This window comes from Cobetia sp. 5-11-6-3 (assembly GCF_013374055.1).
GTDB classification, from domain to species: Bacteria; Pseudomonadota; Gammaproteobacteria; order Pseudomonadales; family Halomonadaceae; genus Cobetia; species Cobetia marina.
On sequence record NZ_BLWJ01000011.1, the window covers coordinates 69,095 to 91,945 of the forward strand.

General features: G+C 63.8%; 18 protein-coding genes. 16 read left to right on the forward strand and 2 right to left on the reverse strand.

The annotated features are described in order from the left end of the window. The first annotated feature begins 389 nt into the window (after window positions 1-389). The 11 genes from HXS66_RS15735 (at window position 390) to glmS (ending at window position 16,265) form a co-directional block, all read left to right on the forward strand. Window positions 390-1,586, forward strand: a complete 1,197-nt coding sequence (locus HXS66_RS15735) for a polysaccharide export protein (RefSeq protein ID WP_084208231.1) — start codon at window positions 390-392, stop codon at window positions 1,584-1,586. A gap of 70 nt (window positions 1,587-1,656) precedes the next feature. Further along, a complete protein-coding gene (locus tag HXS66_RS15740; protein WP_077374120.1) occupies window positions 1,657-4,005 on the forward strand; it encodes a polysaccharide biosynthesis tyrosine autokinase in 2,349 nt (782 codons plus the stop codon). Between the two features lie 274 nt (window positions 4,006-4,279). Beyond that, on the forward strand, window positions 4,280-5,575 hold the full coding sequence (locus HXS66_RS17515; RefSeq protein ID WP_176504008.1) for a sugar transferase: 1,296 nt from the start codon (window positions 4,280-4,282) through the stop codon (window positions 5,573-5,575). 2 nt (window positions 5,576-5,577) lie between these two features. Beyond that, the gene (locus HXS66_RS15750; protein ID WP_077374117.1) at window positions 5,578-6,645 is read left to right on the forward strand and encodes an EpsG family protein; all 1,068 of its coding nucleotides are present in this window, start codon (window positions 5,578-5,580) and stop codon (window positions 6,643-6,645) included. Then, window positions 6,642-7,994: a hypothetical protein gene (locus HXS66_RS15755; protein WP_176504009.1), complete on the forward strand. Its 1,353-nt coding sequence runs from the start codon at window positions 6,642-6,644 to the stop codon at window positions 7,992-7,994. Before HXS66_RS15750 ends, HXS66_RS15755 begins: the two co-directional genes overlap by 4 nt. A gap of 100 nt (window positions 7,995-8,094) precedes the next feature. Then, complete coding sequence (locus tag HXS66_RS15760) at window positions 8,095-9,591, forward strand: polysaccharide pyruvyl transferase family protein (RefSeq protein WP_176504010.1); 1,497 nt, start codon at window positions 8,095-8,097, stop codon at window positions 9,589-9,591. Window position 9,592: 1 nt separating this feature from the next. After that, window positions 9,593-10,831: a glycosyltransferase gene (locus tag HXS66_RS15765; RefSeq protein ID WP_167592981.1), complete on the forward strand. Its 1,239-nt coding sequence runs from the start codon at window positions 9,593-9,595 to the stop codon at window positions 10,829-10,831. Continuing rightward, window positions 10,824-11,579 (forward strand): glycosyltransferase family 2 protein, encoded by a 756-nt coding sequence (locus HXS66_RS15770; RefSeq protein ID WP_077374105.1) that lies wholly within the window; start codon window positions 10,824-10,826, stop codon window positions 11,577-11,579. The genes HXS66_RS15765 and HXS66_RS15770 overlap by 8 nt, the downstream gene beginning before the upstream one ends. Before the next feature lie 43 nt (window positions 11,580-11,622). Continuing rightward, window positions 11,623-12,489 carry a glycosyltransferase family A protein gene (locus tag HXS66_RS15775; RefSeq protein ID WP_167592982.1) on the forward strand — a complete coding sequence of 289 codons (867 nt, stop codon included), beginning with the start codon at window positions 11,623-11,625 and terminating at the stop codon, window positions 12,487-12,489. Window positions 12,490-12,755: 266 nt separating this feature from the next. Further along, the gene (locus tag HXS66_RS15780; RefSeq protein ID WP_141392678.1) at window positions 12,756-14,102 is read left to right on the forward strand and encodes a UDP-glucose/GDP-mannose dehydrogenase family protein; all 1,347 of its coding nucleotides are present in this window, start codon (window positions 12,756-12,758) and stop codon (window positions 14,100-14,102) included. Between the two features lie 210 nt (window positions 14,103-14,312). Continuing rightward, on the forward strand, window positions 14,313-16,265 hold the full coding sequence (gene glmS, locus HXS66_RS15785; RefSeq protein ID WP_084208238.1) for a glutamine--fructose-6-phosphate transaminase (isomerizing): 1,953 nt from the start codon (window positions 14,313-14,315) through the stop codon (window positions 16,263-16,265). Between the two features lie 124 nt (window positions 16,266-16,389). On the opposite strand, the gene HXS66_RS15790 is transcribed toward glmS, so the two are convergent. Both HXS66_RS15790 and HXS66_RS15795 read right to left on the reverse strand, forming a co-directional pair. Continuing rightward, window positions 16,390-16,686, reverse strand: coding sequence for a hypothetical protein (locus HXS66_RS15790; RefSeq protein ID WP_176504011.1), 297 nt, complete (start codon window positions 16,684-16,686; stop codon window positions 16,390-16,392). Continuing rightward, entirely contained in the window at window positions 16,686-17,447 is a 762-nt protein-coding gene (locus tag HXS66_RS15795) for a sulfite exporter TauE/SafE family protein (protein WP_167592983.1), read from the reverse strand. The genes HXS66_RS15790 and HXS66_RS15795 overlap by 1 nt, the downstream gene beginning before the upstream one ends. 501 nt (window positions 17,448-17,948) lie before the next feature. Here HXS66_RS15795 and HXS66_RS15800 point away from each other — a divergent pair. The 5 genes from HXS66_RS15800 to HXS66_RS15820 all read left to right on the forward strand — a co-directional run bounded on the left by HXS66_RS15800 (window position 17,949) and on the right by HXS66_RS15820 (window position 22,847). After that, complete coding sequence (locus tag HXS66_RS15800) at window positions 17,949-18,953, forward strand: glycosyltransferase family 2 protein (RefSeq protein WP_176504012.1); 1,005 nt, start codon at window positions 17,949-17,951, stop codon at window positions 18,951-18,953. Continuing rightward, window positions 18,950-19,105 (forward strand): hypothetical protein, encoded by a 156-nt coding sequence (locus HXS66_RS15805; RefSeq protein WP_176504013.1) that lies wholly within the window; start codon window positions 18,950-18,952, stop codon window positions 19,103-19,105. The genes HXS66_RS15800 and HXS66_RS15805 overlap by 4 nt, the downstream gene beginning before the upstream one ends. 113 nt (window positions 19,106-19,218) lie before the next feature. Then, window positions 19,219-20,328 carry a glycosyltransferase family 4 protein gene (locus HXS66_RS15810; RefSeq protein ID WP_255303319.1) on the forward strand — a complete coding sequence of 370 codons (1,110 nt, stop codon included), beginning with the start codon at window positions 19,219-19,221 and terminating at the stop codon, window positions 20,326-20,328. 1,121 nt (window positions 20,329-21,449) lie between these two features. Beyond that, window positions 21,450-21,686 carry a hypothetical protein gene (locus tag HXS66_RS15815; RefSeq protein ID WP_176504015.1) on the forward strand — a complete coding sequence of 79 codons (237 nt, stop codon included), beginning with the start codon at window positions 21,450-21,452 and terminating at the stop codon, window positions 21,684-21,686. 39 nt (window positions 21,687-21,725) lie between these two features. Next, window positions 21,726-22,847 carry a polysaccharide export protein gene (locus HXS66_RS15820; protein ID WP_103751396.1) on the forward strand — a complete coding sequence of 374 codons (1,122 nt, stop codon included), beginning with the start codon at window positions 21,726-21,728 and terminating at the stop codon, window positions 22,845-22,847. The last annotated feature ends 4 nt before the right edge of the window (window positions 22,848-22,851 follow it).

The following is a 22,851-nucleotide window of genomic DNA, read 5'->3' on the forward strand; positions in this document are numbered from 1 at the left end:
GATGTGCAGCAGAGACGTGATTTTATGAGGAAGACTTCGTGTAAATCGAAGGGGACTCAATCACATTCATCGTCTTCATGGGCCAGCATTCGCGTGATTGCCCAAGGGAGTGTTCGCGCCATTGCCAGACAGGCGCAAGCCGTCATGCAAGGGGCGGGACGCCAGCAGACGCAAGTACTCAAGCAAACCAAGACATGACACCAGCACGAGGGATCACCCTCGGCCCGAGGTCACCGTCGTTGCAACCGTCGTTGCACATGGGGCCATCGCGTTACGCAAGGCGAACCGAAGACGTTATCGAATTGGTCCCGGCGTCAGCGTGCGGCGGGAATGATCGGGGCAGCCTCGCATCAATCGCTGCTCGGGTCTGTCGACTCAACGGACTTCAGATGAAAAATGCACTGATCGCACGACTTCTGGGCGCCAGCTTGAGCCTCGGCGCCCTCACCGGACTGGCGGGCTGCGTCTTCGCGCCCGGTGGCGACATCGACTATGACACCTCGGCCGCGCCGGTGGATGACATCGTCGATGTGGAGCCCATCACCTTCGGCTTGATCAAGGCCCAGGCGCGGGCGGATGCCCAGGCACGCCAGGCGGCTCGGGGTGACGGCACCCAGCGCGAGCTGGAGCAGGCGCTGACCCAGGAGCTCAATAGCAGTACCCGTGCGCAACTGGCGCCGGATTATCAGTACCACGTGGGGCCGGGCGACATTCTCAATATCGTCGTCTATGACCACCCGGAGCTGTCGTTGCCCACGGGCTCCGAGCGCAGCGCCCAGGAAGCCGGCAACGTGGTGCATGCCGACGGCACGCTCTTCTATCCCTACATCGGCCGTGTCCAGGTCAGCGGCAAGACCCTGGACGAGATCCGTCGGGTGCTGGGCGAGCGCCTCCAGCCCTATCTCAACGAGCCGCAGATCGACGTCAAGGTGGCGGCCTTCCGCAGTCAGAAGGTGCGGATCAGCGGTGAGGTGGAGCAGCCTGGCGTGCAGCCCATCAATGATGTGCCGTTGAGTCTGCTCGATGCCATCGCCGCCGCCGGCGGCATGACCGGAGACGCGGACTGGCACAACGTGGTGCTCAAGCGCAATGGCGAGGAGACCGTCATCTCCCTCTATGAGCTGCTGGCACAGCGCAATGCGGCGACCGGCGAGGCACGTGATCGGCTGCTCAAGGACGGTGATGTCCTGTATGTGCCGGATGTCGGGACCCGCAAGGTGTTCGTGATGGGTGAGGTCGACAAGTCGGTCAGCCTGCCGCTGGGCAGAAGCCCCATCTCGCTGACCGATGCCATCGCCCAGGCGGGCGGCATCAAGGAAGACTCCGCGGATGCCTCCGGCATCTTCGTGGTACGGCGGGACCGGGAAGACCCCGAGAAGCTGGCCACCGTCTATCAGCTGGATGCTCGCAACACCACGGCCCTGATTCTGGGCGCCGACTTCGCGCTCAAGCCGCAGGATGTCGTCTATGTCACGGCCGCGCCGGTGTCGCGCTGGAACCGCGTGATCAGTCAGTTGCTGCCCACCGTGAGCTCCATCTACTACAGCACCGAAATCCAGGACAACCTCGATACCCTCGGCCAGTAAGGCGAGGGGTCGTCAAGGCGTCCCTGCCCGTCGCGATGCACGGGCAGGACACCAGGAGAGTGACTCAACGATGTCGATTCGCAATGCCCATTCCTCCCGTCAGACGGGGGCCACCGAACCCGCAGCGGTACCGGCGCGCACCAGTCTCGATCTGGGCCGCATGCTGGGTCAGTTGTATGACAGCCGCCTGACGCTGGCGCTGATCACCGGCACCTTCACCGTGCTGGCGGTGCTCTATGCGCTGCTGGCGACGCCGATCTACAAGGCCGATGCGCTGGTGCAGGTCGAGGATGGTGGCAGCAACATGAATCCGCTGCGGGATGTCTCCAGCATGCTGCGGGGGGAGGCGCCGCCGTCGGAATCCGAGATCCAGATCATCACCTCGCGCCTGGTGCTGGGCGAGACCGTCAAGAAGGAGCAGCTGGATCTGGTGGTCAAGCCTTACCAGTACCCGGTGATCGGGACCTTCCTGCGCAGCCACGAGGTGGAGCGCCCGAGCTGGCTGTCCGGTTCCAGCATGGTGTGGGCCGGCGAGTCACTGGAAGTGGCCAGCCTGGCCGTGCCCAAGGCCTGGGACAACGTCCCGCTGACGCTGGTGACGCTCGGCTCGGGTGAGCAGGGCCGCTATGAACTGCGCTACGACGGCAAGGTGCTCGGCACAGGCTCGGTGGGCAAGCGTGAGCGTTTCGAGGGGCCGCTGGGCGAGGTGAGTCTCGAGGTGACCTCGCTCACCGCGGGCGAGGGGGCCGAGTTCACCCTGATGCACCAGTCCACTCTGGAAGCCACCAATGCACTGCGCGCGCGCTTCGCGGTGGCCGAGATGGGCAAGGAGACCGGCGTGCTGGGGCTGGCACTGGTGGGGGAAGACCCGCTGCGCACCCAGCAGGTGCTTGAGCGCATCACCGAGACCTATCAGCAGCAGAACATCGACCGTCAATCGGCGGAAGCGGAGAAGTCGCTCGAATTCCTCAAGGAACAGGTGCCGACCGTCCGCAAGAAGCTGACCGAGGCCGAAGAGCGTCTCAATGCCTATCGCGGCAAGAGCGACAGCGTGAATCTGGATCTCGAGACCAAGTCGGTGCTCGAGCAGCTGGTGAACATCGACAACCAGCTCAACCAGACCCAGCTCGAGGAAGCGGAGCTCTCCGGCAAGTTCAACCCGAGTCACCCAAGCTACGTGGCACTGCGCAAGAAGCGCGCGGATCTTGAACGCACGCGCAGTGAGCTCGAGAAGCAGGTGGGGGATCTTCCGGACACCCAGCAGGAGATCCTGCGTCTGGAGCGTGAAGTCGAGGTCAATCAGCAGATCTACGTGCAGCTGCTCAACAAGACCCAGGAAATGAACATCGCCCAGGCCAGCACCATCGGCAACATCCGCATCCTGGATGAGGCCGTGGCGCAGCCGCACCCGGTCAGCCCGCGCAAGGCGATGATCGTGGTGATCGCGACCCTGCTGGGCGCCATGCTGGGTGTGGTCTTCGTGCTGCTGCGCTCGCTGCTGCATCGTGGCATCGAGACACCGTCGGAGCTTTCCGATCTCGGCCTCAACGTGCATGCGACCCTGCCGCTCTCCGAGGAGCAGGCGCGCCTCAATCGTCGCCTGGCGCGAGGCATCAAGCGCTTCTCCTCCTTCAAGCTCGGCAAGGGCGCCACGGCGGCGGCCGGCAATGCCGCGCCTGGTCTGCTGGCCGTACGCAATCCGGCAGATCTCTCCATCGAGGGTCTGCGGGGTCTGCGTACCAGCCTGCACTTCGCGATGATGGAAGCTCCCGACAACCGCCTGATGATCTGCGGCCCCAGCCCGGGCATCGGCAAGAGCTTCGTGTCCGCCAACCTGGCCGCCGTCTGTGCCCAGGCAGGCAACCGCGTGCTGGTGATCGACGCCGACATGCGCCGTGGTCACGTGCATCAGAGCATGGCGGGCCAACAGGTGGGCGCCGTGGCACCGGGGCTGAGCGACTACCTGCTCGGCAAGGTGGAGCGCAGCGCCATCATCCGCAGCATCGCCGACGAGAGCCTGGCGGTGGTCGGTGAAGGCGGGGAGACGCCGGACACCCTCTGCTACGTGGCACGCGGCACCTCACCGAGCAATCCCTCCGAGTTGCTGCTGCAGGCGCGCTTCTCCGAGCTGCTCGAGTGGGCCAGCGAGAACTTCGACATGGTCATCGTGGATACGCCGCCGATCCTGGCGGTCACCGATGCAGCCATCGTCGGCAAGCTGTGCGGCGTCAGCGTGATGGTGACGCGCTTCATGCACAACTCGCCCAAGGAAATCGAAGCCGCATTGGAGCGCTTCGCTTCCAGTGGCGTGAGCGTGGATGGCGCCATCCTCAACGCCGTCGAGCGCAAGGCGACCACGGCCTACAGCTACGGCTACAGCTATCACGACTACCAGTATCAGGGCGGCGCAAATACGTGAGTGCTGACTTGCCATCCACGGCGACGCCCCTATGTCTGATGACAGCTCGTCAACAGACACCCAGGCGGAAGACGACGTATCGCAAGACCCGGTGTCACTCGACACCACGTCACCGACACGGCGCGGCATGCCGGCCCGAAGGGCGCATGCGGCGTGATGAGAAGACAGCACGATTTGCGATAGACCGGTGCAGGCCGCAAGGGCGGCGGGAGACGGCACCGGGTGTGATGAACGGAAACACCACTCGAACGCAAACCAAGGGGGAGACAGGCACATGAACACGACGACAAATCCAGCGACGACCGGACTCGAGGGGCGTCAGCGACATTCGCGCATGTACGAACGTCTGATGTTCAACTCGCTGTGTCAGGCGCTGGTGGGTCTGATTCTGGCGGTGGGTGTCCCGCTGTTGCTGATCAATGGCCTGCGCCCCTGGGTCAGCGAGATGCGCATGCACAGCGTCATCGCGGCCAGCGGTGGCTTCCTGCTCGCGCTGCAGGCGATCCGTCACATGTCGCGCTACCCCGGTGCCAAGGCGTTCGCCTACGTGCTGCCGGCCATCACCATCAGCTATCTGCTGGCGATGATCGTGCTGATCGCGCTGGATCTGCGCTTCAGCCGTATCGTGCTGGGCAGCTCCTGGCTCGCGGCGATGCTGATCTGCTCCATCGGCTTCTGGGCCGAGCAGCGCACCCGCATCCGCAAGCTGGCCGTGGTGCCGTTCGGTGACTATCGCAACCTGTTCACCACCCGTGGGGCGCGCTGGAACCTGATGCGCGCACCGGACCTGGGCCAGGAGCGCTACAACGGCGTGGTCGCGGATCTGGAAGCCGAGATGCCGGCCGAGTGGCAGCGTTTCCTGGCCAACTGCGTGCTCAACCGCATTCCGGTCTACGACGCCAGTGAAGTGCGCGAGTCGCTCACCGGTCGCGTGGAGCTGAACCAGGTGCGCGAGAACAGCTTCGGTCAGCTGGCACCCAACAGTGAATATGAGCTGTTCAAGCGTCTGTTCGACGTGCTGGCCGTGCTGGCGGTGGCCCCGTTCGTGCTGCCGATCTGCCTGGTGACTGCCGTGCTGATCCGTCTGGATTCGCCGGGTGGCGTGTTCTTCGTGCAGGAGCGTGTCGGTCAGGGCGGTCGTCCGTATCGCATGTTCAAGTTCCGCAGCATGTGCCATGACAGCGAGAAGTCCGGTGCCCAGTTCGCCCAGGCCAACGACATGCGCGTGACCCGTATCGGCCGCGTGATCCGCAAGACCCGCATCGATGAGCTGCCGCAGTTCATCAACGTGCTCAAGGGCGAGATGAGCCTCATCGGTCCGCGTCCGGAGCAGGTCAAGTTCGTGAATGAATTCGCCGAACAGATCCCGTTCTACAACTACCGTCACGTGGTACGTCCGGGCATCACCGGCTGGGCGCAGGTGACCCAGGGGTACGCCTCCGACGCTGACGAGACGCGCGAGAAGCTCGAGCACGACTTCTACTACATCAAGCGCTTCTCCGTGTGGCTGGATCTGTTGATCGTCGGTCGTACCATCAAGACCATGCTGACCGGTTTCGGGGCACGCTGAGCATGCTGACCGTCAGTGGCTATTACGTCGGCTTCATGGCCCTGCTGGTGGCAGTTCTGCCACTGGCGGCCAGCGAGCGCACCCGCATGGTGGGTGCCTGGCTGGGTGGCGGGCTGTGTCTGGCGTTCATGGCATTGCGTTACGACGCAGGATACGACTACTTCTCGTATCGCCAGATGGCCACCTGGCAGGTCGACCTGAGCTTCCTCGAACCCGCGCCGGCGGCACTGGCGCGCATGGCACGGGCCTGGGGGGAACCGCAGCTGTTCTTCTTCATCACTGCCTTCCTCTACGTGTCGTGCTTCGTCACCGCACTGGTGATGAGCCGCCGCAACCTGGCCTGGTGCCTGCTGTTCTTCGTCTGCCTGCCGCTGATCTATCTCTCGGCCTTCGGCTTCGTCAAGCAGCACGTGGCGATCGCCCTGTTCATGGTGGCGATGGCCTGTCTGGAGCGTGGCATGCGGCTGCCGGCGCTGGTGCTGATGCTCGTCGGCACCAGCTTCCACTACACCCTGGCGCTGTATCTGCCGTTGCTGGTGCTCTACCCGCTGCTGCGACGCGCCTATCCCTTCTGGGTCTATCTGGGGCTGCTGCCGCTGTGTTTCGTGGCAGGACCGCTGGCCAAGAGCGCGCTCAGTGCGCTGGGGCTCTATGCCCACTATTTCGAGGATTTTTCCGGGGGCGGGCAGAAGCTCTATGTCATCTATCTGCTGATCTGCCTGGGGACGCTGGGGCTCTGGAAGCATTTCCGCCTGTCACTGGACCCCTGGGCCTTCAATCTGATGTTCATCGGCGTGGCGCTCTACACCCTGTTCATCACCTATGGTGAGCACGTGGCCCGCGCCAGCTACTACTTCCTGCCGTTTGCCATCTTCGTCATCTGTGACGTCATCGAGCACTTCCGCGACAAGCTGCTGCCCAGTCTGATCAGCGGTGCGCTGATGATGGCGTTGTTCTTCATGTCGCTGAAGGTGGCGGCCGGCAATCAGGATCATGATTTCTTGAACAACTACCAATTCTATTTCTTGAGCGATGAAGCACTGGTGGTCGGCAATGGAGGTCAGTCATGAGCGAAGCGCTGATCTTCTCGCTGTTCAACCTGATGGCCCGTGGCCTGTCGTCCGCGGCGGGCCTGCTGCTGGCGCGAGCCGTGGCGCCCGAGGCCTTCGGGGAATATGCCCTGGCCCTCAACTATGCGGTGTTGCTGGGCGTGCTGGCGCGCATGGGCGGCAACGAGGTGCTGCTGGTCACCGAAGATGGTGCCAGTGGCGCGGCGCTGCGCCGCTGGATGGGCGTCGGCATCGGCCTCTACGCCTTGCTGGCCATCGCCTTCGCCGTGGGCATCGCGCCGCTGCTGGGGCTGTCTGCCTTCATCTTCGCCTTCTGTGCCCTGCGCGCCGGGGCAGAGCAGGTCGGCCTGCAGATGGTCAATTCGCGCCTGCAGCGTCAGGAGCGCCTGGGGCGCGTCAATCTGATGACGGTGCTGATCTCGCTGGCGGTGGCGATCGCGGTCGCCTGCGCGGCAGGTCCGGCGCTCTATCATCAGGGCGTCGCGCTGCTGACCGGCGCCGAATTCAGCGCCGAGCTGACCACGCCGTCCGGCATGTTCGGCCTGGCACCGGTGGCCACCTTCGTGATGGTCAGTGCCCTCGCGCTGGTCATCGTGATGGCGCTGGGCATGTGGCTGTCACATGACGCGGCGGCGGATGCGCGGGCGGCGGCTGCCAGCCGCGATGGCGCAAGCTCAAGTCGCCTGCCGAGCAAGGCGGACTTCGCACGCGGACGCGGCTTTCTCTACAACAACCTGATGTCATTCGCCTACCTGCAGGCCTGGGTGATTCTGGCCGGGCTCGCCTTCGCACCCGCCCAGGTGGCCAGTGTCTCGGTGGTGACTTCCATCGTGTTCGCGCTCTATGTCTTCCCCACCAGTCTGTATCGCTACTACCTGCCCAAGCTGACCCAGGGTGATGGCCGCCTCAAGGAGTACCTGATCATCGCCAGCGGCTTCGCGCTGCCGGTGGCGGGCGGTCTGGCACTGGTGGCGCCGTGGCTGGCCGAGCACTTCCTGAGCGGCGCCTACCCGCGCCTGACCATGACACTGCGCGCCTTCGCGCTGGTCTACCTGGTGCACGCCTTCGTCACCTGCGCCTTCACGCGTCTGGCGGCACTGCGCCTGAATGGCAAGCGCCTGCTGTGCCAGAGCACCGGGGCCATTCTGGTGGTCGGTGGGGGCCTTTCGATTGCGGCGCTCAATCACTCGCTCGGCAACGCGTCCGGCGAGAGCGGCAGCCTTCTGGGCATCGACCTCTACCACCTCTTCCTGTGCGTGCCGGTCACCGCGGAGCTGGTGATGCTGGCGATGGCGATCCTCTTCCAGCCGGCTCGCCAGCAAGAGGCGGCCGCGACGGCCAGCCCTTGACGTTCGGCCTTGGGGCCGACGAGAACACGACATTTCACGTGGCGATGCCCGGGCATCGTGCACACCGAACAGCGACATTACGGACAGAAGGACGAACAGCATGGCCAAGATATGCATGACGCACGGATGGCATGACGACAACAAGGGCGACTCCGCCATCCTGATGGGCACCATCGACTTCCTCGACCAGCTGATCGATGCCGAACACGGCCGCAGCGATGTCTCCGGTGAAGGCGTGGCGAAGGCCGAAGGCCATCGCATCGATATCCTGCCCATCGATGATCAGGTGTTCGCCACCGAGCGCGGGCCCTTCCGTCACATTCGTCGCCGCTACCGCGAGCGCGTCACCGTCGGTCAGCCCTTGATGCCCCCGATGCGTGACAAGCTGCGCTTCGTCACCTCGCTGCTGGGGCTGGGGGCCAAGATGGCATTCGGCAAGCAGGGCAAGAGCGGCAACGATGTCATCGACGGTGCCGACCTGGTGGTGGTGAAGGGCGGTCATATCTTCCACAACGGCAGCTTCAAGAAGACCCTGTCTTCCTGGCTGGCGCTGATCGGCTATCTGGCGCCGGTGATGCTGGCGCGCAAGGCCGGCAAGCGCGTGCTGTTGCTGGGCCACTCCTTCGGCCCGTTCAAGACTCCGGCCCAGGAGCGCTTCTTCCTGCGCACCCTGAGCGACTGCCTGGTGGTCTCGCGTGAGGAGATCACCCACGCCATGACCCAGAAGGCCGACCCGAAGCTGCCGCATGCGCTGCTGGGCACCGACATGGCCTTCGCCATGGCCCCGCGGGCGAGCGATGAACATGACGAGGTCAAGGCACCGGGCGGCGTGGCCTCTCCCTATGCCGTGATCACCCTGCGTGACTGGTGGGGGCTGGATCAGCAGGCCTTCGCCGAGCGTGTCGAGGTGCTGTCGCGTTCACTGCTGGAATCCCGTGAGCGTCTGGGCATCGAGCGCCTGATGATCGTGCCGCACGTGCTGGGCCCGACCGATATCGAGAATGACCAGCGCATCTCCCAGCTGGTGTTCGATCACCTGCAGAAGGCACTGGCCGCCGCTGACGGGGGCGAGGAGCTCGCCACGCGCATCGAGCTGGTGCAGGGCGACCCGAGCCCGGATGCGCTGGTGGATCTCTACCGCGACGCTGAATTCCTGGTGGGCACACGTTTCCACTCGGTCATCTTCGCGCTGATGTCCGGCACGCCGGTCTACGCGCTGTCCTACTGTGGCCCCAAGGCGCCGGGCATCATGCGTGACTTCGGGCTCGGCGACAGCGTTCAGGACATCGAGAACTTCGACCCGGCACGCATCGTGGCCGACATCGAGGCGCTGGTGGCCGACAAGGCCTTCCCGGCGCTTGCCGAGCGCGTCATCGCCGACAAGCTGGCGATCACCGCCGACATCACGCGGGACTTCCTGCGCCGCGCACCGGGACGCGCCGGTGTCTGGGGTCAGCGTGAGCTCAAGCTCAATGACGACGCCTATCCGGCGCCGACGGCTGCCAAGGCACCTGCCGCGACGGACCCCGTGGCCGCGGATGCCCCGGCCGCTGAGCACGCCACCCACGACAGCGAGCCTGTCGTGCGAGGAGTCTGACATGGCCCATGTCGCTCTGTTGATCCAGGACATCAGCGCCTGCGGTGGCGTCGAGAAGGTGATGCACGGCCTGGCGCGTGATCTGCGCGACAGCCATCAGGTCACGCTGGTGTCGGTGCGTGAAGGCGAGCCCTACTGGGGCCGTCTCGAGGGTGTCGAATACCGCACTCTGGGACTGCCCGCCACCGGTACGCGCAAGAACTTCCGCCACTGGGTGACGCATCTGCGTCGTCTGATGCTGGAGGCGCGCATCGAGGTGATGGTCAGCGGCTACTTCGCCTTCCATCTGGCCGCCCAGCTGGCGGCGCGTGGCACCGGAGGCCGTGACGAGGCGGGCAATTCGCGCCCGCTGACCCGCGTCATCGCCCAGGAGCACAGCGCCTATCATCACGATCGTCGCGCCAAGCGCGTCATCAAGCACCTGCTCTATCGTCATCTCGATGTCCTGCAGGTGCTCAACGAGGTGGATGCGGAATGCTGGCGGCGGCGTGGTCTGCAACCGACGGTGATTCCCAACTATCTGGATGATCTCGCGGAGCGCGAGACGCGCGCCGAGTGCGAGCGTCAGGCCGACGTGGTGATGGTGGGGCGTCTGGCGCCGATCAAGCGTGTCGATCTGGCGATCCGTGCCTTTGCCCATTCGGGTTACCGCCGCGGGCGTCTGGTGCTGGTCGGGGATGGTCCGGAACGTGAGTCCTTGCTGGCGCTATGCCACGAGCTGGGGCTGAAGGTCTTCCAGGGCGCCAACGACGACAGCGTGCCGGATGATACCCGGGTGCTGTTCACCGGCGCGCTGCAGGACGTCTCGCGTGAGTTGCGCCGAGCCCGTCTGCTGTTGCTGACGTCCGAGCGCGAATGCCTGCCGATGAACGTGCTGGAAGCCAAGCGTGAGGGCCTGCCGTGCCTGTCACGCCCGGTGCGTTCAGGCCCGCTGGCATTGATTCGCCACGATGTCGATGGCGTGCTGAGTGCCGAAGCGGACAGTGCCGGTGAGGTGGAGATCGTGCAGGAGCTGGCGCATGAACTGGCGCGTCTCGAATTTGACGACCATCGCCTGCTGCATCTCTCGAAGGCCGCACGCGAGAGCTTTGCCCACTACAGCCGTGATGCGGTGCTGCCGGACTATCAACGCCTGATCACGCGCCTGGTGCCGGCCGATTCGCGCCAGCGCGCATTCGTGAACGGCGTCAGCGTCAGTGGATCCCACTCGCCTCATTCCAAGGAGAAGGCCCATGGCTGATGTGTCCGTCATCATGCCCAACTACGGCTATGACCGCCGCCTGCATGCCGCCGTCGATTCCGTGCTGGCCCAGAGCGAGCCGGTGCGCGAGATCCTGATCAGCGACGATGCCTCACCCGATGGTGCCGCCGCGCGACTGCGCGAGGATTTCGCGGCACTGGAGACCGGCGACGTCGAGATCCGCATCCTCGAGACCGACACCAACGGCGGGCCGGGGCGTGCCCGCAACCGTGCCATCGCCGAGGCCCAGGGCCGCTACATCGCCTTCCTGGACGCCGATGATGCCTGGCTGCCGGAGAAGATCGAACGCCAGATCGCCTTCATGCAGGAGACCGGCGCCGGACTGTCCTACACCGGCTACGAGATGGTGGATGAGCAGGGCAACCATGTCTCCCACTTCGCACCGCCGGCGCGTCTGACGCGTGACGACATGCTGCGCTCCAACTCCATCGGCTGCCTGACCGCCATCTATGACGCGGGGCGCTTCGGGCGTTTCTACATGCCGACCATCCGCAAGCGTCAGGACCTGGCGCTGTGGCTGATCATCATCGGTCAGCTGGGCCCGGCGCAGGGCATGCCCGAGCCGCTGGCGCGTTACACGCGTCGCGAGAGCAGCGTGTCTTCCAACAAGTTCAAGGCCGCCGCCTACCAGTGGCGTCTGTATCGTGAGGTGCTGGGGATGGATGTGATCAGCGCCAGTCGCAACTTTGTCCATTACGCGGTGAACGGTTATGCAAAACATCGTTGATGAAACTATCTCCGTCGATCCCGCTCGTCATGCAGGCCGCCCCATGCAGGAATCCCGTGCTCGTGTGCTGAAGCATCAGCGTCAGGTGGAAGACAGCGCCCGTCGTCAGGTGCCGGAACTGACCTTCCTGATCTCGACCCTGGATGCCGGGATCTACAGCGTGCCGCGTTATGACGAGCTGCCCGGTGCCCGCTTCCTGATCGTGCATCAGCTGTCGGAAGCCCATCAGGACGAGGCGCAGCGCGATATCTTCCGCGAGTACGTGCTGGCCCATTTCGACAGCCGTTTCGAGTATCTGGCGGTCGCGGGGCGTGGTCTCTCCAAGAGCCGCAACATCGCGCTGGCGGCCTGCCCGACACGCTACGCCTACATCCTGGACGACGATGTCCAGCTGCATCCCCAGGCCGTGTCGCTGGTGATGGAAGCCTTCACCTGTACCGAGGCGGCGGCGATCAGCTTCCCGCACGTCAAGGCCTTCCCCTTGCACGAACGGGACCCGGATCGTCCGGCACCGCCGGTCGCCTTCAAGGCCCACACCCTGATGTCACTGGCTCGCGTGCGCTCGGTGGACATGGCGCTGGATCTCTGCCAGTTCCATGCCCGCTTCGATGAGCAGTTCGGGCTGGGCACCGACCAACCCTCCGGCGAGGAATTCATTGTGATGAGCGATGCCCGCCGTCAGGGCGCGCGCCTGATGCGCGCCAATCTGGGCATCGTCGCCCATGCGGGGGTCACCTCCGGCAGCGACTTCTACAGCTCGCCCGCCAAGGCGCGCACCAAGGGGCGGATGTTCGCTCGGGTCACTGGCAGTCGCTTCTCGCCGCTGGCACTGGCCTTCCTGGTTCGCAAGGCCCCGATCGCCTTCAAGCGCGGCTATCTGGCGACCTTCGTCGGCAATTTCTTCCGCTAGTCGCCCGCGCGACGCATACGTACGCCCGAATCGGCATGGGCAGACGCCGATGGATGGCAGTCTCTGCGCTTTTCTCTCTCCCCACTGACGTTGCCCGTCAGTGGGTTGGGTAACGTCACGCCGGATTCGGGCCGAGGGGCGATCTGTCAGTGGTTCACGGTCCCCCTGCTGTGGGAGATCCGCCCCGACCGGTATCGCTCATGCATCGCTTTGGCGCATTGCGTTCACACTCGAGATGGCCGTCAGGCCAACAAGGATGACATTCAATGAAGATCACGATTTTCGGAAGCGGTTATGTAGGCCTGGTCACCGGTACCTGCCTGGCCGATGTGGGACATGATGTGGTGTGCATGGACGTGGACGCCGCCAAGATCGAGCGCCTCAAGCAGGGCGAGATTCCCATCTACGAGCCGGGACTCGAGAGCATGCTGCTGCGCAACGTGGAAGCCGGCCGTCTGAGCTTCACCACCGACGCCCGCGAGGCCGTCGCGCACGGCGTGCTGCAGTTCATCGCCGTGGGCACGCCGCCGGATGAAGATGGCAGTGCTGACCTCAAGTACGTGCTGGCGGTGGCCGAGAGCATCGGTGAGTACATGGATGACTACAAGGTCATCATCGACAAGTCCACCGTGCCGGTGGGCACGGCAGACCGCGTGCACGCCCGCGTGGCTGAGGTGCTCAAGCACCGCGGCGTGAGCGTGGATTTCGATGTCTGCTCCAACCCGGAATTCCTCAAGGAGGGCGCGGCGCTGGAGGACTTCACGCGCGGTGCCCGCATCGTGGTCGGCACCGATTCCGAGAAGGTGCGCGAGCGCATGCGCGAATGCTACGCCCCCTACAACCGCAACCATGAAAAGCTGATGTTCATGGATGTGCGCGCCGCCGAGCTGACCAAGTACGCCGCCAACGCGATGCTGGCCACCAAGATCAGCTTCATGAACGAGATCTCCAACCTGGCCGAGCGACTGGGCGCGGATATCGAGGAAGTGCGCCGCGGGATCGGCAGTGATCCGCGCATCGGCTACCACTTCATCTACCCGGGTTGTGGCTACGGTGGCTCCTGCTTCCCGAAGGATGTCCAGGCGCTGGCGCGTACCGCCAGCCAGATCGGCTATGAGGCCGAGCTGCTCACCGCGGTGGAATCCGTCAACAAGCGTCAGAAGGTCACGCTGTTCGAGAAGCTGTCACGCGCCTTCGATGGCGATCTCGCCGGCAAGACCATCGCCGTCTGGGGGCTGGCCTTCAAGCCGAACACCGATGACATGCGCGATGCGCCGAGCCGCACGCTGATGGAAGCGCTGTGGGCGGCGGGCGCCAAGGTGCAGGCCTATGACCCGGAATCCATGCGTGAGACACGCCGCATCTACGGCGAGCGCGATGATCTGGTGCTGGTGGCGGATCGCATCCAGGCGGTCAAGGGCGCGGATGCGCTGGTGATCTGCACCGAGTGGAAGGAATTCCGCACGCTGGATGCCGGCTGGCTCAAGACCCAGCTGGCCTTCCCGGTGGTGGTGGATGGCCGCAACCTCTTCGAGCCGTCCGCCATGAAGTCTGCCGGCCTGATGTATTACGCGGTCGGCCGTGGCGACACCCTGGCGCTGACGCGCGACTGACCCAGGCGGCGGCCTGCGACACGTGATGTGGCAAGCCGTCGTCGCGGCATCCCGACTCAGTCTTTGACTCAGTTCTGTGGCTCAGTTCTCTGACTCAGCCTCTCGGCAAGGCGGTCGCGTCCGTGACCTCTGCAAGGGCACCGCCTTGCCCCCCATTCGTTCGAACCGCTCCGTGCCTGGCACGGGGCGGCAGCAGACAAGGAGCTTTCCATGTGTGGCATCGTTGCCGGCCTGGCTCAGCGTGACATCAGCAAGATTCTCATCGAGGGGCTGCATCGCCTCGAATACCGGGGTTACGACTCCGCTGGCGTGGCCGTGATCGACCCCGCCGGTGAACTGCGCCGTGCGCGTGCCGTCGGCAAGGTCCGCGCGCTGGAGGACGAGCTGCGTGAAGCGCCGCTGTCCGGTGCCATCGGCGTCGCCCATACCCGCTGGGCCACCCACGGGCGTCCGGCCCAGCACAACGCGCACCCGCACCTCTCGAGCGAGCGCGTGGCCGTGGTGCACAACGGCATCATCGAGAACCACGAGGCGCTGCGCCGTGAGCTGGAGCAGGAGGGCTATGACTTCACTTCCGAGACGGACACCGAGGTGGTCGCGCATCTGGTCGACCGCGAACTGCGCGCTGGCCGTGCGCTGCCGGAGGCGGTCAATGTGGTCACCGCGCGTCTGGATGGTGCCTTCGCGCTGGCGGTGATGGAACAGCAGAATCCCGAGCTGCTGGTCGGCGCCCGCCAGGGCAGCCCGCTGGTCGTGGGTGTGGGAATCGAGGAGCACTTCATCGCTTCTGACCCGCTGGCACTGCTGCCGGTCACCGACCGCTTCATCTATCTGGATGAGGGCGACATGGTGGCCATCAGCCCGAGCGGCATCCAGGTGCTGGAACGCGGCGCCGAGCAGGATGAGCTCACGCCGGTGACCCGCGAAGTGGTGCGCTATGAGCACAGCGTCGAAGCGGCGGGCAAGGGTGAGTATCGCCACTTCATGATGAAGGAGATCATGGAGCAGCCCACCGTGCTGTCGCGTACCCTGGCCGAGCGTCTCGACCCGCAGGGCGTACGCCTGGAGGCCTTCGAGGTCTCGCGCCATTCCTTCCTGGCCGCGGATGACGGCGCCGAGAAGGGCAGGGAAGTCGTCGATGTCGAGCGACTGACGCAGCTGCTGGCCGATGTGCGTCAGGTGCAGATCATCGCCTGCGGGACCAGCTATCACGCCGGCATGGTGGCGCGTTACTGGCTGGAAGAGGTCGCCGGCATTCCGGCGCAGGTCGAGGTGGCCTCGGAGTTCCGTTACCGCGAGCGTGTCGCGGCCCCGGGTACGCTGTTCATCACCCTGTCGCAGTCCGGCGAGACCGCCGACACGCTGGCGGCCCTGCGGGATATTCAGAAGCTCAACCGCGAGGGGCCGCAGGCAGGGCATTACCTGGCGAGTCTGGCCATCTGCAACGTGGCGGGAAGCTCGCTGGTTCGTGAGTCGGATCTGTCACTGCTGACCCATGCCGGGCCGGAGATCGGGGTGGCTTCCACCAAGGCCTTCACCACCCAGCTGGTGGCGCTGATGCTGACCACGCTGGCCCTGCGCCAGAGCCGTCGACAACCGCAGGACGAGGAAGATGACCTGCTCACGCGTCAGCTACTGATGCGTCTCAAGGACCTGCCGCATGTCATCGAGCAATCGCTGGGGCTGAACGGGGAAATCGCCCAGTTGGCCGAGAAGTTCATGCATCGCCATCACACCCTGTTCCTCGGGCGCGGCAGCCAGTACCCGATCGCGATGGAGGGTGCGCTCAAGCTCAAGGAAATCTCCTATATCCACGCCGAAGCCTATGCGGCGGGTGAGCTCAAGCACGGCCCGCTGGCCTTGATCGATGAGGACATGCCGGTGGTGGCGGTCGCGCCGATGGATGACCTGATGGAGAAGCTGAAGTCCAACCTTCAGGAAGTCCGCGCGCGTGGCGGCCAGCTGTTCGTGTTCGCCGACCCGGAAGTCAGCCTCAAGGCCGGTGAGGGCGTGCACGTCGTCACCGTGCCGGGGGTGTGTCGCTTCCTCGCGCCGATCGTCTATGCAGTCCCGCTGCAGCTGCTGTCCTATCACGTCGCCGTCCTCAAGGGCACCGATGTCGATCAGCCGCGCAATCTCGCCAAGAGTGTCACGGTAGAGTGATCCCGCGCGGGCACTGAATTGTGTCTCGCATGAAGACGAAAGGGACTGCCCATGGGCAGTCCCTTTTTTCGTGTGCGCGCATCATGCCGCCGGCGGTTGCCTGACGCTGCCTGCTTGATGCAGCTCAGCCCGGCAGGACCCATGACGACAGACGGCGCCACCAGCTGCGCCGCCTGGCTGTGGTGTCCGTCTCGCAGGTGTCCGGGGGCTCGGGGGTGGGGCCCTGATGACGAATGCAGAAACGATCTCCCCCCGGCCCCGTGATCCAGCGTGAACTGCCTGAGCTGACACGCCCTGCCTTGACGTCATCGTCGAGTTTCCTGCCCGCGGCCTTGATGGCCTCCAGTGTGCCTGGCGCCAGTTCGATGAAGCCTTCCTCTCCCGGCGCTTCCTCGACCTGTGACGGTGGAATATCGCGCATCAGATCAACCCCTTGAGGATCAGATTGCCACTGGAGACCAGCAGGATGGCGTAGGCCACCTGGCGCAGGTGATGGTCACTGAGCGGGGGTGGGAAGCGGCGTGCGAGCTCCGTGAAGGCGATGACCACGAACACGCCTGCGGCACCGATCATCAGCAGTTCACTCAGGTGCTCGCCGGCGCGTCCGGGAGAGATGATCGAGAGTCCCATGCGCATGGCGCCCCCGACCAGAAAGACAGCGAACAGGGTGCAGCGGATCGCCACCAGCGTCATCGGCTGGCGGTAGAGCATTACCACCAGCGGCGGCCCGTTGGCGGCGAACAGCCCGCCCATCAGGCCCGAGAGCCCGCCGGCGGCATGGAAGTGCCAACGGGGAGACAGCGTCTCACGCGGCTTGGGTTGCATCAGCAGCGCCAGGCAGGCGATCAGGATCACGCATCCCAGCAGCATGCCGAGCAGGGGCGCGCGCTCCTCTCCCAGCCAGGTGGCCAGGTAATAGCCGACCGGCAGCAGCGGCAGGCTGGTGACCAGCAGTCGCCGCGCGAGGCGCAGGTCGATTTCCCGCCAGTGACCCCGCAGTGCCATGCAGTTGTTGAACAGGCTCAAGAGGGCGCAGAGCAGGGCGGCGCTCTCGATGGGCAGGACATCGAGAGTGGCCAGCAGGCCCATGACGATGAGCCCGAAGGCAAAGCCGGTGAGGGTCTGGATGTAGCTGGCCAGTGCCAGGCTCAACAGGATGGCAGCGAGTTGCCAGAGGGTCATGGTGACTCCGTTGGGTGGCCCCGTTCGGCGCGAGGGGAGGGTGGAGGCATTGCGCTGCCATGATAGCGCGGGCCAGCCGCAAAAGGGCGACAGTCTCGTGGCTGCCAGCCGGCGAGGGTGAGTCATGTGAGCTTTCGCGGATGAAGCGTGTCAGCAGCTCGGCCCATCCTGCTCAAACTTGCATAGGTAATTTAGTGGTCTTGAATTGCTTAGCTTACGCATGAGATGCAAGGAGTTAGCGACATGAGCCCTCATGAATTCGGTTTTTGGCGACATGTCGCCTTGTTTGAATATCAGCAGCTTATTAGTCTGTGGTGAACAAGGGGGGCATGAAGTGTCGCCATTTGCGGCCACATGATGTCGCTGGTGGCTTGGGCTGGGCTTTGGCAGGGCAAGCCAGCCGACAGATTCATGGGCCTCCTTGCTTGATGCCTGGCAGTGATGAACACGGCCTGAGCGTGAGCCCCTGATGGACAAGCACCGCCACATGGATATCCGGGCATGGAACGCAACGCAGCACAATCTCCTTTCTTCACCATCGTGACGCCGAATCACAATTCGGGTGACGGGCTCGAGCGCTGCATCGCCAGTCTCGCGGCCAACGACACCGCTTACGAACACATCATCATCGATGATGCCTCTTCGGATGATTCCTTTCTGCGGGTGGAGCGCAGTCACGCCGCCCGGCCGCCGACCTCATTGGTACTGCGCCGCAATGCCGAGAATCTCGGGCCCGGGCCGACCCGCAACCATGGCCTGAGTCTGGCACGTGGCCGCTATGTGCTGTTCTGCGATGCGGATGACACCTTCGTGGCCGGCGCCCTGGATACGCTCAAGGCGCAGATCGTGGCCTTCGATTGCCCGCAGGTGGTGGTGTTCCGTTATTGCCTGCTGGGGCCAAAGAGAGAGCGGGAGAGCACGCCACTGTGCAGCCAGCCCCTTGAGCGCACCCAGATGCAGGCCTTCACCGATTTCATGCACGACCGCATCGTCTCCGCTCCCTGGGGCAAGGCGATCCGCGCCGATCTCGCCTGCGCCCTGAGCTTTCCTGACCTTCCTGTTTCCCAGGATGGTCTCTACAACCTTGAGCTGTTCGGTCGGGCGGCACGCGTTCTCTATCTGCCCCAGGTGCTGTATCGCTTCGACAAGCGCAGCGACGGTTCTCTGACCCGCAAGCCCTTCGGCAATCGCGAGCTGGCCCGATTTCACCGCAGCTGGCAGGTGTTCGATTCCCGCTACCGCGAGCAGTTCGCGGCCGCCCACGGCCTGGCACTGCTGGAGATTCGCGCCCTGCGCTTCGTCGGTGTGAGCTTCATCATGCGCCAGGCCATCAACAAGACCCACGACGATGACCAGGTGAGGCAGGTGGTGATGTCTCAGCTGCGCCAGTCATCCTGGGCGGCATTGCGTCAGCTGTCGTTGAAGGAAAAGGCGTTGCTGATGAGCTATGCGTTCAGTCCTTCCCTGTCCCGGCAATTGATTCGGCGGAGCCAATACGCGTCATGAGCACTCGCAAGCATATCCTGTTCTACACCGGCGGCACCGAGCGTGCCAATGTCGATTACGGCCTGGAGCGGTTTTCGCGCCGTACCGTCGAGGCCAGTTGGCAGGCCGTGCTGGAGGGACTGGAAGCCCCGGCACTGCTGCGTGTCATCTGACTTCCATCAGGCACCAAGCATGTGACTTGCGAGCCCTCCTTTCGGGGCTCGCGTTCGCGCTATCGGATACGAATCTTCAGGTACGACAGCAGGAGGCTATCGCAGTGAGAATCATGCATGTCATCTCGACCCCCGCATCAGGAGGTGCCGAGGTCTACGTCAAGGACCTGAGCCTTGCCATGGTCGCGGCGGGGCACAGCGTTCATGTCACCTTTCTGGAAACCGCTGAGCAGTGCGGGCGAGATCTGGAATTTGAAAGGCACTTCCTGGCCCAGCTGAGTCAGGCGGGCATCAGTTATTCGTTTCTGGGCGCCGACACGCGTCGACGTCCCTGGCGTGGCGGTACACGACTGCGCACGGAAGTGAATCGATTCGCCCCGGATGTGGTGCATTGCCATCTCTACTACGCGCTGATGTTCGCCTTCCTGCTGCCACGCAAGCTCCCGGTGATCATGACCGTGCACAACATTGAGCTGGGGGCGCCCAACTGGCTGTTTCGACTGTTCGATCGTCGCGTCAGCGCCTATGTCGGCATCTGTCACGCCTGCACGCGCAAGCTTGCGCCGCTGGTCAGGCGGCCGGTGGTCCAGATCGACAATGCCGTCTCGGGGGCACGCCTCAAGCACAGCGGCTGGCAGATGACGGCGCTGGATACCCCGGTGAAGCTGGCGGCCATCGGACGTCTCACCGAAGCCAAGCAGTATCCCTTGATGCTCGAGAGCTGCCGCCGCCTCAAGGCACAGGGGTTGAATGTCACGCTCAGCATCGCCGGGGAGGGGCCGCTCAAGGCCGAGTTGGTCATGCAGATCCGTGACGCCGGGCTCGAGGATCAGGTGACCTTGCTGGGCAATATTACTGATGTAGCGGGGCTTCTGGCCTCATCGGACATCTTCCTGATGTCGTCTGCCTGGGAAGGACTGCCGATCTCGCTGCTGGAAGCCACGCTGAGCGGGCTGCCGGTGCTGGTCACCAACGTCGGTGGCTGCGCAGAAGTCGTGCATCGGGTCGGCAACGGGCTGGTGGTGGATGAGCAGACGCCGGCGCGCTATGCCGATGCTCTCACCCGCCTGGTGGCTGACGAGGAGCTGCGACGCAGCTGTGCGCGCAACGCGCGACGCCACGGCGGCAGCTACCACATCAATACGGCGCTGGCCGGGCATCTGGAGCTCTACACCAGCCGGCTGCAAGGCGAGCTGGATGCGGCACCCGAAGTCTCGGTCTGAACGCGCAGGGCGAGGGTGGCGAATGGGAGAAGAGTGCGCATGGGCCCTGCGGGTCTGAAGAATGGGCCTGCGGTGCGGACCTGAAAGGTGCGCCTGAAAAGTGCGCTTGAAAAGCGGGCTTGAGATGCGGGCTTGAGATGCGGGCTTGAGATGCGGGGCCTGGCGCTGGACATGGCAGTCAGAAGAGTGGGCAATCGATGCGATGATCGGTTGCCCTTTTTCTTGTCCTGGAAATGGGGAATGGCGCTATGCGGCCACCTGAATGAGACGTCTCATGCCAGATGATGGGGAGTGCTGGGTCATGAGGTTCATGCGGATGTCAGTCAGGTGTGGCATCAGGATGAGTGGCTCTCAGCGGTTGGCGATTCATTCATGTCATCGCTCTACTAATACTTGAGATGAGAGAAAGCAGTCTAAAGTGAAGTGTGGCAATACAATCGTCGTGAAAGAGAGTTTACGCCTTGCTGTTGTGGTCGATTAATTTATTATCAAGTCCGTAATCAGACATTGATAATCAAGCAGATCGCCACCTCATGAGATGTGGATGATGTCACGCCGATTCAGACGTGGTTATTCACGATTCATCGTCAGATGAGAGGGTGATTTGATGATGGTCAAGTGCCGAATCCATCACGAAATCCCTGTGACGTTCTGATCGCTGCTGTCAGTCTCGATGGCGCCAGTTCGTGGCATGGGAGAAGAGAATGGAAAGGCCGACAGGAAGTCAGGCAGGTACGAACTGGTCGCAAGTTGCTGTATTTCATTGTGTCTCACCACTCCAGAATACGTGAATGTCATCTTCTCCTGATGCCGGATGCAGAGGGTTCGCCCTTGCTCTTCCGGTGATGCAATGCGGAGATTGACGTTTCACGATTCACCCAGGCCTTCTCGTGATGCGTTGTTGATACTCGGGAAAGTGTCGAGAGATCTCTGAAATATCGGCGGAAATGAGTCCTCATTTTCGTTCTGATGCCCTCCTGTAATGGCTGATCATGCTATCAGTCATCCTTCAATGACGATACTGATGATGTCGAGCATGAAAGTCATGGGTCATCGGTGATGATGTCGTGATTATCTTTCATGTCGCCATGATGAGTTGTGCTGATTCTTCAGGACGTGTCATGGATCAGGATGGTCTGATGCCGTTGGATGATTTTCATGATCCGGTACATGTCGGGATTGGGTCGATCCTGACAGGTCACCATTCGTTCAACGGCGCGCTGGCGGAGGCAGGGCATGATTCGCGTCTGTCTCGCAAGGGAACGTCACAGAATTTCCACGTGCTGCAGGGGAGAAAGCCGATTCCTCGGGGCGGTAGCGTGTCCGGATACACGATGAATGCGCCGATCAGGATGTGATCGAGCAGAGCGCAGGGCTTACAGGGGATGACAGAGGTTATGAAGAGATCGACCAGATCGACGCTGCGGGGAGTTTCCCTGGCGATAATGCTGGCCGCCTTGGGAGGCTGTGCCTTCGCCCCTGGCGGCCATATGGACTATGAGGTCGAGACGGCGCCGCTGTCGGACCATGTCACGGTCAGCCCGATCACGCCGGCCTTGATCAGCAGTTATCGCGCACTCCCGGCTCAGACAGCCCCGGCCGATGACGCTCTGGTGGATGACATCAAGCGCTACGTCTACCGCGTGGGTGGCGGTGACATCCTGGCCATCAATCTGAGCACGCCGCTGGATCTGGCCCAGGAGACGGGCGTTCAGCGCCAGACGGTGGAAGCGCTGACCTACATCGTGCAGCCGGATGGCACGCTGTATTACCCCTACGTCGGGCGCATCAACGTCAAGGACATGACCGTGGATGAGGTGCGCGCCTCGCTGGTGCGTGGCCTGTCACGCTTCATCACCGACCCGCAGGTCAACGTCTCCGTCGCCCAGTTCCGCTCGCAGCGCGTCTATCTGAGCGGCGCGGTCCGTGAGCCGGGCTTCGTGCCGGTCACCGATGTGCCCCTGACCCTGATCGATGCCATCAGTGCCAGTGGTGGCGTCACCGAACTCGCCAATACCCACGACATCACCCTGACCCGCGACGGCCACCAGGAGCACCTGAGCCTCTATCAGCTGTTGCAGCAGGGCAACATGCGTGAGAACCGCCTGCTGCACGATGGCGACGTCATCAACATCCCGGTGGCGACCGACCAGAACGTCTTCGTGCTGGGGCAGGTCCTCAAGCCCGGCAACATGCCGGTGGGCAACGAGCGTCTGAGTCTGACCGATGCCCTGTCACGCGCCGGTGGCGTGGATGAAGACCGTGCCGACCCCTCCGGTGTCTTCGTGGTCCGTGAGAACGGCCCGGACGCTGACAAGCTCGCCACCGTCTATGTGCTCGATATCTCCGATGCCACCTCGCTGATGCTGGGGGCACGCTTCCCGCTGCAGCCCAGGGATGTGGTCTATGTCACCGCGGCACCGGTCAGCCGTTGGAACCGCGTGCTGAGTCAGTTGTTGCCGTCGGTCACCAGTACCGGGGCCTTCGTCTCGGTCATCGACGACATCGAGGGAGATTGAGGTC